The 14363-nt window shown below is 68.8% G+C and carries 12 protein-coding genes and 3 pseudogenes; 10 read left to right on the top strand and 5 right to left on the bottom strand.

From position 1 onward, the window contains the following. Position 1 precedes the first annotated feature (1 nt). Positions 2-1207, bottom strand: a complete 1206-nt coding sequence (locus OHA19_RS41555) for an MFS transporter (RefSeq protein ID WP_331749905.1) — start codon at positions 1205-1207, stop codon at positions 2-4. Between the two features lie 1270 nt (positions 1208-2477). Between OHA19_RS41555 and OHA19_RS41550 the strand changes: the two genes are divergently transcribed. The 4 genes from OHA19_RS41550 (at position 2478) to OHA19_RS41535 (ending at position 5555) form a co-directional block, all read left to right on the top strand. Next, complete coding sequence (locus OHA19_RS41550; RefSeq protein ID WP_405722633.1) at positions 2478-3440, top strand: NAD(P)/FAD-dependent oxidoreductase; 963 nt, start codon at positions 2478-2480, stop codon at positions 3438-3440. 172 nt (positions 3441-3612) lie between these two features. Beyond that, positions 3613-3954 carry a co-chaperone YbbN gene (locus OHA19_RS41545; protein WP_266364185.1) on the top strand — a complete coding sequence of 114 codons (342 nt, stop codon included), beginning with the start codon at positions 3613-3615 and terminating at the stop codon, positions 3952-3954. Positions 3955-4190: 236 nt separating this feature from the next. Then, entirely contained in the window at positions 4191-5063 is an 873-nt protein-coding gene (locus OHA19_RS41540; protein ID WP_331749916.1) for a class I SAM-dependent methyltransferase, read from the top strand. Positions 5064-5282: 219 nt separating this feature from the next. Then, on the top strand, positions 5283-5555 hold the full coding sequence (locus OHA19_RS41535) for a hypothetical protein (protein ID WP_331749919.1): 273 nt from the start codon (positions 5283-5285) through the stop codon (positions 5553-5555). A gap of 139 nt (positions 5556-5694) precedes the next feature. Here OHA19_RS41535 and OHA19_RS41530 read toward each other — a convergent pair. Together OHA19_RS41530 and OHA19_RS41525 are read right to left on the bottom strand one after the other, a co-directional pair. Continuing rightward, a pseudogene (locus OHA19_RS41530) lies at positions 5695-6115 on the bottom strand (Cmx/CmrA family chloramphenicol efflux MFS transporter); the annotation flags it as partial. Between the two features lie 140 nt (positions 6116-6255). Next, positions 6256-6864 (bottom strand): helix-turn-helix domain-containing protein, encoded by a 609-nt coding sequence (locus OHA19_RS41525; RefSeq protein ID WP_405722936.1) that lies wholly within the window; start codon positions 6862-6864, stop codon positions 6256-6258. 83 nt (positions 6865-6947) lie between these two features. Here OHA19_RS41525 and OHA19_RS41520 point away from each other — a divergent pair, with 83 nt between their 5' ends. The 3 genes and pseudogenes from OHA19_RS41520 to OHA19_RS41510 form a co-directional block, all read left to right on the top strand. Continuing rightward, the gene (locus OHA19_RS41520; RefSeq protein ID WP_331749922.1) at positions 6948-7928 is read left to right on the top strand and encodes an NAD(P)/FAD-dependent oxidoreductase; all 981 of its coding nucleotides are present in this window, start codon (positions 6948-6950) and stop codon (positions 7926-7928) included. Positions 7929-8111: 183 nt separating this feature from the next. Then, positions 8112-9458: pseudogene (locus tag OHA19_RS41515) on the top strand (PLP-dependent aminotransferase family protein); the annotation flags it as partial. Between the two features lie 5 nt (positions 9459-9463). Further along, positions 9464-9636: pseudogene (locus tag OHA19_RS41510) on the top strand (NADP-dependent oxidoreductase); the annotation flags it as partial. A 97-nt stretch (positions 9637-9733) separates the two neighbouring features. Here the strand turns inward: OHA19_RS41510 and sigJ are convergent. After that, positions 9734-10681 (bottom strand): RNA polymerase sigma factor SigJ, encoded by a 948-nt coding sequence (gene sigJ, locus OHA19_RS41505; protein WP_331749925.1) that lies wholly within the window; start codon positions 10679-10681, stop codon positions 9734-9736. Positions 10682-10858: 177 nt separating this feature from the next. Here sigJ and OHA19_RS41500 point away from each other — a divergent pair, with 177 nt between their 5' ends. Both OHA19_RS41500 and OHA19_RS41495 read left to right on the top strand, forming a co-directional pair. Further along, positions 10859-11296 (top strand): carboxymuconolactone decarboxylase family protein, encoded by a 438-nt coding sequence (locus OHA19_RS41500; protein ID WP_189281718.1) that lies wholly within the window; start codon positions 10859-10861, stop codon positions 11294-11296. 293 nt (positions 11297-11589) lie between these two features. Beyond that, a complete protein-coding gene (locus tag OHA19_RS41495) occupies positions 11590-11742 on the top strand; it encodes a helix-turn-helix domain-containing protein (RefSeq protein ID WP_331754390.1) in 153 nt (50 codons plus the stop codon). Between the two features lie 60 nt (positions 11743-11802). Here OHA19_RS41495 and OHA19_RS41490 read toward each other — a convergent pair whose 3' ends face one another. Then, positions 11803-12045: a transposase gene (locus tag OHA19_RS41490; RefSeq protein ID WP_331749931.1), complete on the bottom strand. Its 243-nt coding sequence runs from the start codon at positions 12043-12045 to the stop codon at positions 11803-11805. A gap of 841 nt (positions 12046-12886) precedes the next feature. Here OHA19_RS41490 and OHA19_RS41485 point away from each other — a divergent pair. Then, positions 12887-14263 carry a serine hydrolase domain-containing protein gene (locus OHA19_RS41485; RefSeq protein WP_331763086.1) on the top strand — a complete coding sequence of 459 codons (1377 nt, stop codon included), beginning with the start codon at positions 12887-12889 and terminating at the stop codon, positions 14261-14263. Positions 14264-14363 lie beyond the last annotated feature (100 nt).

The following is a 14363-nucleotide window of genomic DNA, read 5'->3' as shown; positions in this document are numbered from 1 at the left end:
ATCAACTCACCCACAACTCTTGACCATTGCTCGGCGATCCGATCTTGCGCAGTCGTGCGAATGGCACAACTGTGGCAAGAGCGAGAGTGATCGCTCCTATGAGCAGGAGGGTGAACCAGGCGTCGGAATTGTCGATGACGATTCCAGCTGCGGCGGAGGCCAGCGATGCGCCGAAGTTCACGGAGGTGTTGATCCATGTCGATGCTTCCGTCCGGCTGGATTCCGGAACGATGGTGTCGGCGATGAGATACCCAGTGATGAGAGACGGAGCGAGGAAAAGGCCGACGAGTGCGAGGCCCGCAGCGAAGAGGCCGAGTGTGTCCAGCTGGGACACGAGCACCGCGGCAAGTCCCATGCCGATGCACAGGGCGAACAGTCTCTTGGCAATGCCTGCCTTCAGGTTCAGCTGCCCGTAGAGGAATCCTCCGAGGGCGCTTCCGCCGGCAAAGGCTGCCAGGAGCCAGCCCGAGGCTGCCACAGCATCACGTTGCTCAGCGACTGCCGGCGCTGCGATCTCCGCGACGCCCAGTACACCGCCGACACCCAGGAGGACGATTAGTACCCTTGCGAATCCTGGCTGGCGAAGCGGGCGATCGCCTCGCGCGGCTTTCTCTCCTGTTCCGCGAAGAGCCCCCGACGAGGCGCTGGACGTCATTGCCGCAGTGCCGAGGGAAACCGCGGCAGCAGTCACCCAGAGTCCGGTACCGGGAGAAGTGGCCACGATGACCGCAGTGATGATGACGGGGCCACCGACGAAGAGAAGCTCTTCGCACACCGCGTCGATGCTGAATGCTTTTGTTCGCTGGTCACCGGCTGTCGTGAGCGACGCCCAGATCATTCGCATCGCGGCCCCCAGGGGTGGCGCCGTCAGGCCGACCACCGCGCTGAGAACGAGGAACCAGATGTCCGCAACTCCCTCGGCTTCCGCGATGAGCGCGAGAGCGATGAACCCTGATGCTTGGCCTGACGCCATAGCGGTGAGTGCGATTCGTTGACCGAGTCGATCGACGGCCCGGGCGCGCCAAGGGGCGGCGATGACGTTGGCGATTCCGAACGTCGCTGTTGCGAATCCGGCTTGCGTGTACGAACCCGTACTGTCTTGGACGGTGAGGAGGAGAGCGAGACCGCCCATCGCGAGAGCGGACCGAGCGATCAGGGCGGGGAGGAAGGCGCGAAGCGCGCCAGGAAGAAGAAGCACTGCGAGCATGTAGAAGCTCCGATGATGTGCGACCGGGGTCTTGCGCGCGGCCGCTGAAGTCTGACGGTGATCGAAGTCCGGATGGCATGAAAAACCACACCCTCAACGGATCAGAACCTGGGCGGGAGAGACCCAGGACCGTCAGATGAACATCACAATGAGCACCCAAAAATCCTAGCAGGCCGGGATGCGGAGGCTGGCCGACAGGGTCGCCTCGGCGGTGCCCGCCTCGGACGCCGCTTCCTCGAACTACGCGAAGGCCGCGCGTCGGCCTCGGTGAGCAGGCGGAGCGAAGGGTCATCCGGCTCGCCGAGCAACGCCTTCCGGGCCTCGTCGGTGAAGCAGAAGAGGTTGCCGGCGCCGTGCAGAGCGATGCCGGACTTCTCCAGCCGCTGCCGGAAGCCCGCCTCGTCGACCGGCTGCCCGTCCTGCAGACCCAGCACGGTCGGTCGGCGGGCGGCCCACAAGCCGGACGACGAACACAATCCGCTCCATGAGCTTGGCGCGTACCCATGGCTCGGCCCTGCCATGCGGGCGGGACCTCGACGCCCTCTTTGCCTCGGGCCTTGCCGGCGTCCTGGACGGTATCGCCGCCGACATCGCAAGACGTCACATCGGGGCATGAGCTGTCGCGGCGGGCCGTCAACTGTGGTTGGGCTCGGCACGTAGGCCGAGTGGCCAGTTGCCGCGCTCGCGAGCGCTGTCGTGCGCTTGATATCGATCGCATCGCCGCACAGCTTCCGGTTCTCCGGGTCCTCGATCATGCCGACGAGGACCAGCCGAACTGCTCCTGCGGCGAAGTAGTCGCCTGTGATGCTGCGCAGATTTCGCAGCATCATGCCGAAGTTGAAGCGGTCTCCTGAAGACGTTGGCCAAGACTGCCTCAGCCAGTCGAGGTCGATGACGGCGTGGGGTATCTCGGCGTCGGTGAGAAGGTCACCCACGCCTTCGGCCACGGATGTCTTGCCAACGCCGACAGTGCCGTTTATCAGGAGGACGCTGGGTTCGGGAGAACGTTCTGCATGCATGCGTGAGACTCCACGATCCACTGGGCACGAACTTCTCGCAGCTCGGCGAGCGCGGACAGGGTCACACCACGCTGCGTGCGGATCCGGCGGAGCCGGGCGCCGACCTGGGCGAGCGTGGCGGCGATGGGGGGATTGCTCGTCCGTGAGCCCCTTTCAATTCGAGGCGTCCCGGAAATGGCAACAGAAGTTGCTCGTGGTGCGGTGCTGGAGCACTTTGGGGGCCGGAGGTGATCGCAGTGATCAAGACGACGGTGAATACACGCGACGGCGGCGCGGCCCTGAGTGGTGACGAGGTCCACGACGTGGCGGTGATCGGTGCCGGAGCAGCTGGCCTGAGTGCCGCGCTTCTGCTGGGGCGGGCCCGCCGCAGGGTGATGGTGATCGATGCGGGCGAGCCCCGCAATGCCCCCGCCGCGCACATGCACGGCTTCCTGTCCCGTGAAGGCCTGCCCCCGGCAACCCTGCTCGACCTGGGACGGGCCGAGATCGACCGCTACGGAGTCGATATCGTCCGGGGCCGGGTGGAACATGCCGAGCCCGGCTACGCCGTGCGGCTGGAGGGCGGCCCGGTGATCAGGGCGCGCCGTCTGCTGGTCGCCACCGGGCTGCGCGACGAACTGCCCGACCTCCCCGGAGTCCGGGAGCGTTGGGGCAAGGACGTTCTGCACTGCCCGTACTGTCATGCCTACGAGGTCCGCGACCAGCCCCTTGCCGTCCTCGGCGCACACCCGGGGGCCGTGCACCAGGCCCTGCTGCTGTGTCAGTGGAGCAAGGACGTCGTCCTCCTCACGCACACCCTCGAACTCGCCCCGCAGGAGCGGGAGCAGCTGGACGCTTTCGGCGTGAGGATCGTGGAGGGCAGAGCCGTGCGGCTCGTCATCGATGACGACCGCCTGCGTGGCATCGAGCTCACCGACGGCCAGGTGATCCCCCGGACCGCGGTCTTCCTCTTTCCCCGGCCCGCCCCGCGCGACGACCTTCTGACTCGGCTCGGCTGCGCCAAGGACGACCAGGGCTGGGTCATGACAGACCGCACTGGCCGGACCAGCGTGCCCGGGGTATGGGCCGTCGGGAACGTCGTCGACCCACGCGCCCAGGTCATCGCCGCCGCAGGCATGGGCTCCACCGCCGCGTTCGCCATAAACACCGACCTGCTCCACGAGGACGTGGAAGACGCCATCACACGACACCGCGCCACGGCTGCCCCGGCATGACCGCTCGGCAGGCCACGAGCGATCTCGTCGTGGCAGCCCGCATCGTCCTGCGAGGGGCCCGGGCGGCGGCCGAGCCAACCCGCTCCAGGGCCTGTTCGCTGAACTCAGCGGTCAAATCGCCCCTGGCGTCGGGGTACTCATTCATGAACATATCGACAAGGAGAGTCTCACCATGGCAGCAAAGCGCAGCGGTCCCGTGGACAGTGTCACCGAGCAGACGTTTCCCGTCCGCGTACTGCAAGCGAAGCGGCCCGTCCTGGTCCAGTTCTGGGCCCCCTGGTGCGGGCCGTGCATCAGGATCACTCCCATCGTCGAGGAGGTGGCTGCCGAGCGTGCGGGCGTCCTGGACGTCGTCAAGATCAACGTTGATGAGGAGCCCGGACTGGCGGACCGGCACGGGGTCTCATCGATCCCCGCATTCGTGGTCTACGCCGACGGCGCCCCCGTGAAGGCATGGACGGGCGCCGCCCCGAAACCCCTCCTGGAACGAAACCTGGTCCCCTTCCTTCGCTGAGCTCCGGCGGGCATGACGCATTCCGCCGCGTTGGAATGCGTGATGGCCGCCGTCCGCACCTCTGGCCAAGGTCCTGTCCGGCGGGCCAAGACGTAGGCGCAGAGCGTCGGCAACCGAGGACAACACCGCGGATGAGCGTGCCAGACCCGGCTCGCCCGGGTTGACAGTCGGCCGTCGGCTTCTCGCGCCTCGATCCGCCGGAAGACCCAACCGTCCTCTCCGGATCGGAGTACCTCATGCACCACCGCGTTCACCGCCACACCCATGAGCATGCCCACGACATCGACTGGGACGCCCTCTGCTCACATCTGGAGCGCGAGGCCGAACTGCACACCCCCGCGCTCACCCAGGCCATGAACTGGCTACGTGATCTGCTGGGCGGCGCCGACGTGAGGCGTGCGCTCGACGTCGGGAGTGGGCCGGGCGTAGTCGCCAGCCTGTTCGCCGATGCCTTCCCGGACGCAGAGGTGGTTGCCGTCGACCAGTCGCCTGCCCTGCTGGAGCACGCCCGTACTCGCTCGTCCGGCCGAATCGCCACCCAACGGGCTGAGCTCCCGGACGAGTTCGACAGGCTCGGCACGGCAGATCTGATCTGGTCCGCCAACGCCGTTCACCATCTTGGCGACCAGCAGGCGGCGTTGACCGCCCTCGCCGCTTCCCTGCGTCCCGGCGGAATGCTCGCCGTGGCCGAACGCGGCCTGCCCGTACGCTTCCTGCCCCGTGACATCGGCCTGGGCCGGCCCGGACTCCAGGCCCGCCTGGACGCCGGCAACGAGGACGGCTTCACCACCATGCGCGCCGAACTCCAGGGCTCCGTGGACGAGGTCGAGGACTGGCCCGCCATGCTGGCCCGGGCCGGTCTCGTCCCCACCGGCACGCGCACCTTCCTCACCGACCTGCCGGCCCCACTCGGACTCCCGGCCCGCGAGTACCTGCGCACCCGTCTCGCCCGGCAGCGCGACCAGTTCGGCGAGCACCTGGACGACCAGGACCGGGCGGCCCTGGACGCTCTCCTGGCCGCCGATGCCCCCACCGGCATCCTCTGGCGCCCCGACGCCTTCTACCTCACCGCCACCACCGTCCACACCGCCCGCGCCTGCACTGCCTAGAAGATCACGGAAACGTTTCAGGGTTTGGCCTCGTCCGGTCCGGCGCGAGGCCGAACTGCTGTGTGCCCAGAGGAAATGGGACGAGGGGCCGGTCGGGGTTGGCGTCTGAGTGACCTGCCGGGAACTGATCTCCGCCGTCCCGCACGAGCACTACGCCCCGAACCCCTACAGGCTGCGTCCGGTCGGCGTCAGCCAGTACCTGACCGACGGCCATCGGCCTTGGCAACTGGCAGCTCACCGTCCTGCACCTGCTCGGTCGCGCCCTCGGCAGCATCGCGCTGTGCGCCCCCCGCGGGGCTCTTCTCAGGCGACATCGTCTACGACGGCCGGCTGCTCGACGACATCCACGGAGCCGATCAGAAAAACTACGTCGCCACCATCGCCCGGCTGCGCAACCTACCCGTCACCGTCGTCCACCCCGGGCACGAGTCCCCCTTCGACGGAACCCGGCTACGCGAGATCGCCGACGCCTACATCGCCGCCCGTCCCTGAAACCGCCGACCACTCACCCCGCCTCGGCACCTAAGGACCTTTGCCGGGGCGCTTGGCACAGGCAGCCAGTGGTGGTGCTCCTGGACAGTGGTGCTCGGGAGCATTCGTCTGCCCCTGTACCGAAGGACGTCCGCGTTCGTCACTGGAGCACCTCGCTGCTCCGGCCGGGCGTGAGTACACCGCGCGAGGGGACCGCGGCCAGCAGCGAGGTTGCGACGAGGAGCCCGCTTGCCTACAGCGGCCCGAGGTTTCCGACTTCGCTGCCAAGGGCGGTCGCGGCGATAAAGGGGCCTACGGCGGCGCCGACGTTGAGCGTGGCAGTCGCATAGGAGCCAGCCATGGTGGGGGCTCTTGTTGCCCTCATACAGAACTCGCGTGATCAGCGTGCTGCCCAGCGCGAACGACAGCGCATCCTGCGCGAATATGAGGGCAAGCAGAGCGATCGGCTTGTCGGCCGGCATGGCCAGGGCCGGCCAGCCGACGAGCAACAGCGGCCCGCAGACTGCCATGCCTAGGCCGGGGCGCAGGTCGGACAGCCGCCCGGTGACGGTGACACCGGCAAGGTACGGTTTTCACAGTTGTCCGCCTGCGCCACCAGCGTCATGTCTCGCAACAAGCAGCAGCTCGCACCCTGATCCAGTACCCACCCGGCCACTTGCGGTGCCTCCCGAAGGGTGTCCCTGGCAACGGATGCTTCCGGTCAGGCCGGCGGCTCCGCCCGGGAGTGAGGTTTGGCCCGGACATGCATGCGTTCTCCCTGGGGGCCGAACAGGTTGAGGATCTCCACCGGGGACTCGCCCGCAGGGCCGAACCAGTGCGGCAGGCGGGTATCGAACTCGGCTGCCTCGCCCGGTTCCATGATCAGGTCGTGGTCGGCCAGGATGAGCCGCAGGCGTCCGGACAGGACATACAGCCACTCGTACCCTTCGTGCGTGACGGGGTCAGGCCGGTTGTGTTCCGCGGGGATGATCGACTTCCAGGCTTGCAGGCGCCCCGGCTGAGTCGACAGGGGAATCACCGTACGACCGCGGTGGACGCGAGGCTTGCAACGAATCCGCGGGTCGCCGACTTCCGGTGCCGCGACGAGTTCATCCAGGGGTACCTGGTGGGCCTGCGCGATGGGCAGCAGCAACTCCAGGCTCGGGCGGCGCTGCCCCGACTCCAACCTTGACAGTGTGCTCTTGGAGATGCCGGTGGCCTCGGCCAGCGCCGACAGGGTCACGCCGCGCTGGGTGCGGACGCGCCTGAGGCGGGTGCCGACCTGGGCCAGCGTGGCGGCGATCGGTGATTGCTCTTCCATACCCCCCATTCCACCTCCAGCGTCCCAGAAATAGCAACAGATGTTGTCGCCCGATGGCCTGGCGCGCACGATCGCGACAGGAGGTTGTTCCCTTGATCAATACGAAGAACGACAAGAACAGCAGGGTGTGGCACGGCGGCGTCGACGAGGTCCACGACGTGGTGGTGGTCGGCGCCGGAGCGGCCGGACTCAACGCCGCCCTGCTCCTGGGCCGCGCTCGCCGCAAGGTGGTGGTGATCGATGCCGGCGAGCCGCGCAACGCACCAGCCGCGCACATGCACGGCTTTCTGTCCCGCGACGGCCTGCCTCCCGCGACCCTGCTCGACCTCGGGCGGGCCGAGATCGCCCGCTACGGCATCCCGGTCCTCCGGGGCCGGGTGGAACAGATCGACCACGGCTACTACGTCCGCATGGCGGGCGGGGTGGTGCTCAAGGCACGCCGCGTCCTGATCGCGACCGGGCTGCGTGACGAGCTGCCCGACATTCCCGGCGTCCGCGAACGTTGGGGGAGGGACCTGCTGCACTGCCCGTACTGCCACGCCTACGAAGTCCGCGACCAGCCCCTCGCCGTCCTCGGCACACATCCGGGAGCGGTCCACCAGGCTCTGCTCCTGCGCCAGTGGAGCGACGACGTCGTCTTCCTCCCGCACACCCTGGACCTGACCGCGCAGGACCGGGAACAACTGGAGGCACGCGGTCTTCACCTGATCGAGGGAGAGATCAAGCACCTCGTCGTCGACGACGATCGGCTGCGCGGAATCGAACTCGCCGACGGCCGCGTCGTGCCCCGCACTGCCGCCTTTCTCTTCCCGCGTTTCGTCCCGCACGACGAACTGCTGACCCGGCTGGGATGCGACAAGGACGACGTCGGCTGGGTCGTCACCGACCGCACCGGCCGCACGAGCGTCACGGGCGTCTGGGCCGCCGGAAACGTCATCGACCCACGCGCGCAGGTCGTGGCCGCAGCCGGCATGGGATCCACAGCCGCCTTCGCCATCAACACCGACCTCCTGGACGAGGACATCGACCGCGCCGTCGAACAGCACCGCCACGCAGCTGCCGCCGTCCAGTAGCCCACAGCACGGCAACGCCAGACCTCACACTCCTACCCGTACGAGACAGGAGGCCCGCGCATGACCGCACACGCCCCACGTTTGGTGGACAGCGTCACCGACCAGACGTTCACCGCACGCGTCCTCCAAGCGGAGCGACCCGTCCTGGAGACGAAGGGGACGGCGGGATTGCGGGCCGGGCTCATGGACGCCTTGCGCGAGGCCGTGCGCACGGGGAGGCTGCCCCCCGGCACCCGGCTGCCGTCCTCCCGGAGCCTCGCTGCCGATCTCGGCATCGCCCGGAACACCGTCGCCTACGCGTATGCGGAGCTGGTGGCCGAGGGCTGGCTCACCGCCCGGCAGGGATCGGGCACCCGGGTGGCGCAGCGGGCCGAGCCGCCGCGGGCCGAGTCGACCCGGGCGACGGGCGGGGCGGCGGGCCGGGCGCCGCTCCCTACGGTGCGCCCGCGACCCGCGCATAACCTGATGCCCGGCTCGCCGGACCCCTCCACCTTCCCGCGCGCCGAGTGGCTCAAGGCGTCCCGGCGCGCCCTGACCGCCGCCCCCAACGACGCCTTCGGCTACGGGGATCCGCGCGGGCGCGTGGAACTGCGCACCGAGCTCGCCGGCTATCTGGCCCGCGCCCGCGGCGTGTACGCGGACCCGGAACGGATCGTGATATCCGCGGGCTTCGCGCACGCCCTGAAACTGATGGGGGCGGTGTTGCGCAAGCGGCGGGTGCGCGAGGTGGCCGTCGAGTCGTACGGACTGGACGTGCACCGGCGGCTGCTCACGGAAGCGGGTCTGCGCGTCCCGCACCTCCCGATGGACGAATCCGGGGCCAGGACCGACGACCTGGGCGGGATGCCTGGGACCGGGGCCGTGCTGCTGACACCGGCCCACCAGTTCCCGACGGGTGTAACCCTCCACCCCGACCGGCGGGCCGCCGCGGTCGACTGGGCGCGTCGCACGGGCGGGCTGATCCTGGAGGACGACTACGACGGCGACTTCCGTTACGACAGGCAACCGGTCGGCGCCCTGCAAGGGCTCGACCCGGAACACGTCGTACACCTGGGCACGACGAGCAAGTCCCTGGCACCCGGGCTGCGGCTGGGGTGGATGGTACTGCCGGAGAACCTGGTGACGGAGGTGGTCGAGACGAAGGGCATCAGCGACTGCTCGTCGAGTGAACTGGAGCAGCTGACGCTTGCGGAGTTCATAAAGTCGGGTGCGTACGACCGTCATGTGCGCTCGATGCGGCTACGCTACCGGCGCCGACGCGACCAACTTGTCGCGGACCTCGCGGAACGGGCCCCCAAGGTCCGGGTCATCGGCATAGCCGCCGGCCTACACGCCGTGCTCGAACTCCCTGAGGGAGGCGAAGCGTCGGCGCTGCGCGCGGCGGCGTGGCAGGGACTGGCGCTGGAGGGGCTCTCGCGATTCCGTCACCCGGACGCGGCACCGGGCCGTGACGCCCTGGTCATCGGCTACGGGACGCCGACCGACAGCGCCTGGGCGGGCGCGCTGGACGCACTCTGCCGGGCGCTCCCGCAATCGTCTTCTTCGTCGTCGAACCCGACCGCGCCCGGCTCGCCGAATTGCCCCGGCGGCTCGGGGACGGACGACTCGAACCGATCGTCGGCGAGGTGAGGCCGCTGTCCGAAGCACCCGCCGCATTCATCCCCGGCCGGCCCCCGGCAAGACCATCATCCGGGTCGCGGCCGGCGGATGGCCGACCGGAGGGTGCACGGACTCCCTGCTCTCCCTGCGGGCGGGAACCCGCCACCAAAGCCGCCAAACCGGGTGGGTCCCGGACCGTGGCAGCTTCAGGGATGGGAGGTGCGCAGGCCGCCTGGCCAGCGTGTCAGTTTCGCTGGATTCCACTGGATCCACACGCGTGTGATCCGGTCGCCGTCCACCAGCAGGTTGACCACCCCGGTGACCGCTCCGTCCCGCACCAAGGCGATTCCGAGACCGTCCTCGGTCAGCCGGGGCACGGGGCGTACGTCGGGCTGCTTGGCCAGCACACCGAGCAGGAAGCGCGCCACCTTCGAGGCGCCGGTGATGGGGTTGAGCGCGGCCCGCACCACGCCGCCGCCGTCGGAGCGCAGCGTCACGGCGGGATCGAGCGACGCCACCAGTGCTTCAAGGTTTCCCATTCGGCACGCCTCCGTGAAAGCGGTGACGACCCGCGTGTGGACGGCCTCGTCGACGGGGCGCCTGCGCTGTGCGCGTACCCGCCTACGAGCCGAGCTCGCCAGTTGCCGGGTCGCATCGGTGGAGCGTCCCACGACCTCGGCGATCTCGGCATACGGCATCGCGAAGACGTCGTGGAGGACGAGCGCCACCCGTTCGGCGGGGGTCATCGATTCCAGGACGACCAGCAGCGCCGTACTGACCGACTCGTCCACCACCACCCGATCGAGCGGGTCCCCGGGGGCATGCTGCCCCAGAGTCGAGCCCGCGATGCCGGGGAAGGTTTCCTCCGGCACGGGTTCGGGCGGCCAGGGGCCGACGTACTGTTCACGGCGCACGCGCGCACTGCCCAGGACATCGAGGCAGACGCGACTGGTTACGCGGGTCAGCCACCCCGCGGGGTTGGTGACGGCGGCCCGCTCTACGTCACTGAGGCGATACCAGCGCAGATACGATTCCTGCACGGCATCCTCGGCCTCGCCGACCGTGCCGAGCATGCGGTAGGCCAGCCCCACGAGGCGGCGCCGCTCGGTGTGCGCCTCTTCACCGCGCGGACCGGTCGGCTCTCTTCCCACCACGCCGCCATTTGAGCACGGCCCGCCGATTCTCCGAAGAAAAGGATTCCGAGCGCCCGCGCGATCCCGACACCTCACATTCTGCCCGGCTGTCTCGTCAGACCTGGTGGCGGGCCCACCGGCCGGATGACGACCGGGCCCACCGCCGCTTGAACGAACGTACCTCCGCAAAGGAAGACCATGAGCACTGTGAACCTCGGCAAGCAGCACCCTGCCACCTACAAGAACCTGGGGGCGCTCGACGCTCAGGCCGACACCGCCGCGCGGGAGGCGGGGCTCGATCCACTGCTTGCCGAGCTGGTGAGAGTCCGGGTCTCGCAGCTCAACGGCTGCGCCTTCTGCTTGCGCATGCACACCCGCGACGCCCTCGCCAAGGGCGAGAGCACCGACCGCCTCGCTGTCCTGGCTGCCTGGTGGGAGTCGCAGTACTTCACCGCCCAGGAACGCGCGGCCCTCGCCCTGGCCGAGCAGGTCACCGAACTGACCGTCCCGGAGCGGCGCACTTGGGACGACGGTTCCCTCACCGACGAGCAGGTCTCCGCAGTCAGCTGGCTCGCAATCGTCATGAACGCCTGGAATCGGGTCGCCATCAGCAGCCACTATCCGGTCACCCCCTGAAGCCGGCGCGATGCCGCGGGCAACGCCCCGCTCGTCCCAGAGGGCTCCTGATCGGCCATAATCGATCCCGGCGAAGTCCGAGGCTGACGCGCTGCGGCCTGCGGCGGTAGGTCCCTGGCTTGGAGTGAGGAGCGTCCGAGGCGACAGAAGGCGGCTTCGGACGCCCTTTCCCGTATATGGCCTGCGGATACTGAGGTTTTCGCATGGTGGCTATTGGTGATCCCTGCGGTATGCCGGAGAGATGCGGAGGGTGGGGGCCTGACTGCTGAGTGGCGGGCGCTTCGTGAGCTTAGGTGCGGTTGGAGGCTGGTAGGCGGTTCGCGGCGGGTGAGAAGACCGCAGTGATCGCGAAAGAGTTGCGGGTGAGCGAGCGTTTGGTGGAACGCTGGCGTCGGGCTTGGCGGGAGGGCGGTCCGCCGGTTGGTGGGTTGAACGGGGCGTCGTAAGGTCCAGAGGCCCAGAGACACCGGGTATGGCTTTCAGGCGGTTGCCCTCGATGGTTCCCATCACCCTGCGTGTTCCTGGACCCCGACGGCAAGCGCCTGCTGTCGCGCCAGGTGCTGAACGACCTGCGACGCGCCGCTGCCTGCCGGACGACCGTCCGCGTTACGCACCCACGTGCGCAGAGTCTCGGGGTTGACGTTCAGATCGGCCGCAACGTCCTTGAACGTCCGTCTGCCCGCCGAAGCCCGCCACAACGCGATCACGTCGGACCGGAACTCCGGACTGTACTTCGAGGGCCGTACCACGTTGATCTACACCTTCCAGGACCAAGAAGATCCATTGTCAGGTGTCCACACCACGGGGGTCGCCTCAGGCGGGCGCCAACCCCTGGGACCTCGACGCCCTCCTTGCCCCGGGCCTTGCCGGCGTCCTGGACGGCATCGCTGCCGACATCGCAGGGCGTCACATCGGGGCATGAGCTGTCGCGGCGGGCCGTCAACTGTGGTTGGGCTCGGCACGTAGGCCGAGTGGCCGGCTGCCGCGCTCGCGAGCGCTGTCGTGAACCAGCCGCGGATGGGTCCGCGCGCACCACGCCCGGCGGGCAGCGGCCCAAGGCGCGGAGCCCTCAAGAACGGTCACTGACTCAACTCAAGGCGCCTCCGGACAATATCCGCCGGACAGGCCCCACACGCGCCGAAGCTGAGAAGGCGATGACGCTGTTCACCGCCTGGAAGGCCATCAGGTACGGCGTGCTCGGCTGAACCTGCCGTGTAACAGGATTCTCGGAGGCGCGTCCAGACCTAGCGGGGGCCTACTTGGCCAACTGCGTCCGTCCCCGAAAATTGCCGGGCCGGGCCGGTGGGGGATCCGGCTACCTGTTGCCCACACCGCCGTCGGCGAGCACCTCCATCTCAAACGGACAGCGCCACTGCCGTTGGCCGATTCCACAAGGTTTCGGAGGAACTTCTGAAATCGCGTCCAACGAAGACGCGTACCCACCGGTCCAGACTTTCTCCGTGGCAGCGACTGCACCTGCCGCGCCCCGCGGCCGGTGCCGCTTCCGGACATCGGCACCGCATACACGGCAACACACAGCCGCAAGGCCTTCGGACCCGATCCGTACTCCCTGGACAGGGTGATCTCGCTATGAAGTCCATGTCCCATCCACCGGCACCATCGCCCCTCAAGGCCGTCGAGACCGCCGAGCGTGCATTGCGCGAAGCGCCATTTGCCGCCGGGCTGTCGATGGCCGTGACCGACCGCACCGGTGTCATGTCGTCGAGCGTGCACGGGCTCGCCGACGTCGCCGCCGGGCGGCCGGTCACCGCCGACACGCTCTTCGAGATCGGCTCGGTCTCGAAAGGATTCACCTGCGTGCTGCTGCTGCAAGCCCAGGACGCGGGGCTGATCGACCTCGATCAGCCGGTGGCCCGGTACCTGCCGTGGTTCCGGGTGCGCTCGCGCTTCGCCCCCATCACGGTACGGCACCTGATGACGCACACCGCGGGGATCATCGAGGGCTCGGACTTCTCGGGGGAAGCGGCGTTCGAGGTCTGGTCGCTGCGCGAAACTGAGGCGACGTCTCCACCGGGGACCTGGTTTCATTACTCCAACGTCGGCTACAAGGCGCTGGGCCTTGTCCTGGAAGCCGTCCACGAGCGGCCCTACCACCAGATTCTGCGAGAGCTCCTGCTGGCTCCGCTGGGCATGACGTCCGCGGTACCCGCGATCACCGACGGGGTGCGGCCCCGGCTGGCGGTGGGGTACGAACCGCGCTCCGGCGGCAGTGCCCCGATCGCAACCGAGGGTCTGATACCCGCGACCTGGCTCGAAACCGCCACCGCGGACGGCAGCATCGCCGCCACCGCGCTGGACATGACGGCTTGGCTGAGACTGCTGCTCGGGACGGGCACCGGCCGCCTGCTGTCGGACCACGGTCGAGAGGAGATGTTCCTCCCCGCAATCGCCCTCGACGACGACCACTCCGGCTCCTCCTACGGCCTGGGCATCAGGACGGGCGAGATCGACGGGCGCCATCATGTCTGGCATTCCGGCGGCATGATCGGCTACTACTCGGCAGTCGCCTGCGACCTCGACTCGGGGATCGGAGCCGTCGTTCTTGCCAACGGGCCCGGGCCCTGGCAGGAAGCAGCCCTGCACGCTCTCGCCGCCGCACGCGCCGAAGCTGCGGGAGCGTCGGTCCCCGAACTCACCGTTCTGCCGCACGACGAGGAGCCTCCCCGCGCCGACCCCCCGCCTCCGGCGTGGGCGCCTTTCGTCGGCCACTACCGCTGTCACAACCCCTGGCTGCCCGGCCTGCGCGTCATCGCGCGCGACGGCAGGCTGTGGGCCTTGATGGGCGACGGTGACGAGCAGATGCTCACCCAACTGCCGGACGGCAGCTTCCGGATCGGCGCGGACGAACGGTCACCGGAGCGTCTGCGGTTCGACACCGTGATCGGCGGCACCGCGACCCGCGCCACACACTCCGGGTGCGCTCTCTACCGGTCGTTCACCCCCTGAGACCGGAACCGGACGACCCCTCCGACGCGACGAGCGTCACCGGGTCGCCGAGCACTGACACCGCAGCGGTCGCGTCCCCCTCCCCGCAGGACCACAGGAT

The organism is Streptomyces sp. NBC_00012 (genome assembly GCF_045040875.1).
In the GTDB taxonomy this organism is placed as follows: Bacteria; Actinomycetota; Actinomycetes; order Streptomycetales; family Streptomycetaceae; genus Streptomyces.
The sequence above is the reverse complement of the archived record's forward strand: the minus strand, read 5'-3'. Positions and strand labels throughout refer to the sequence as shown.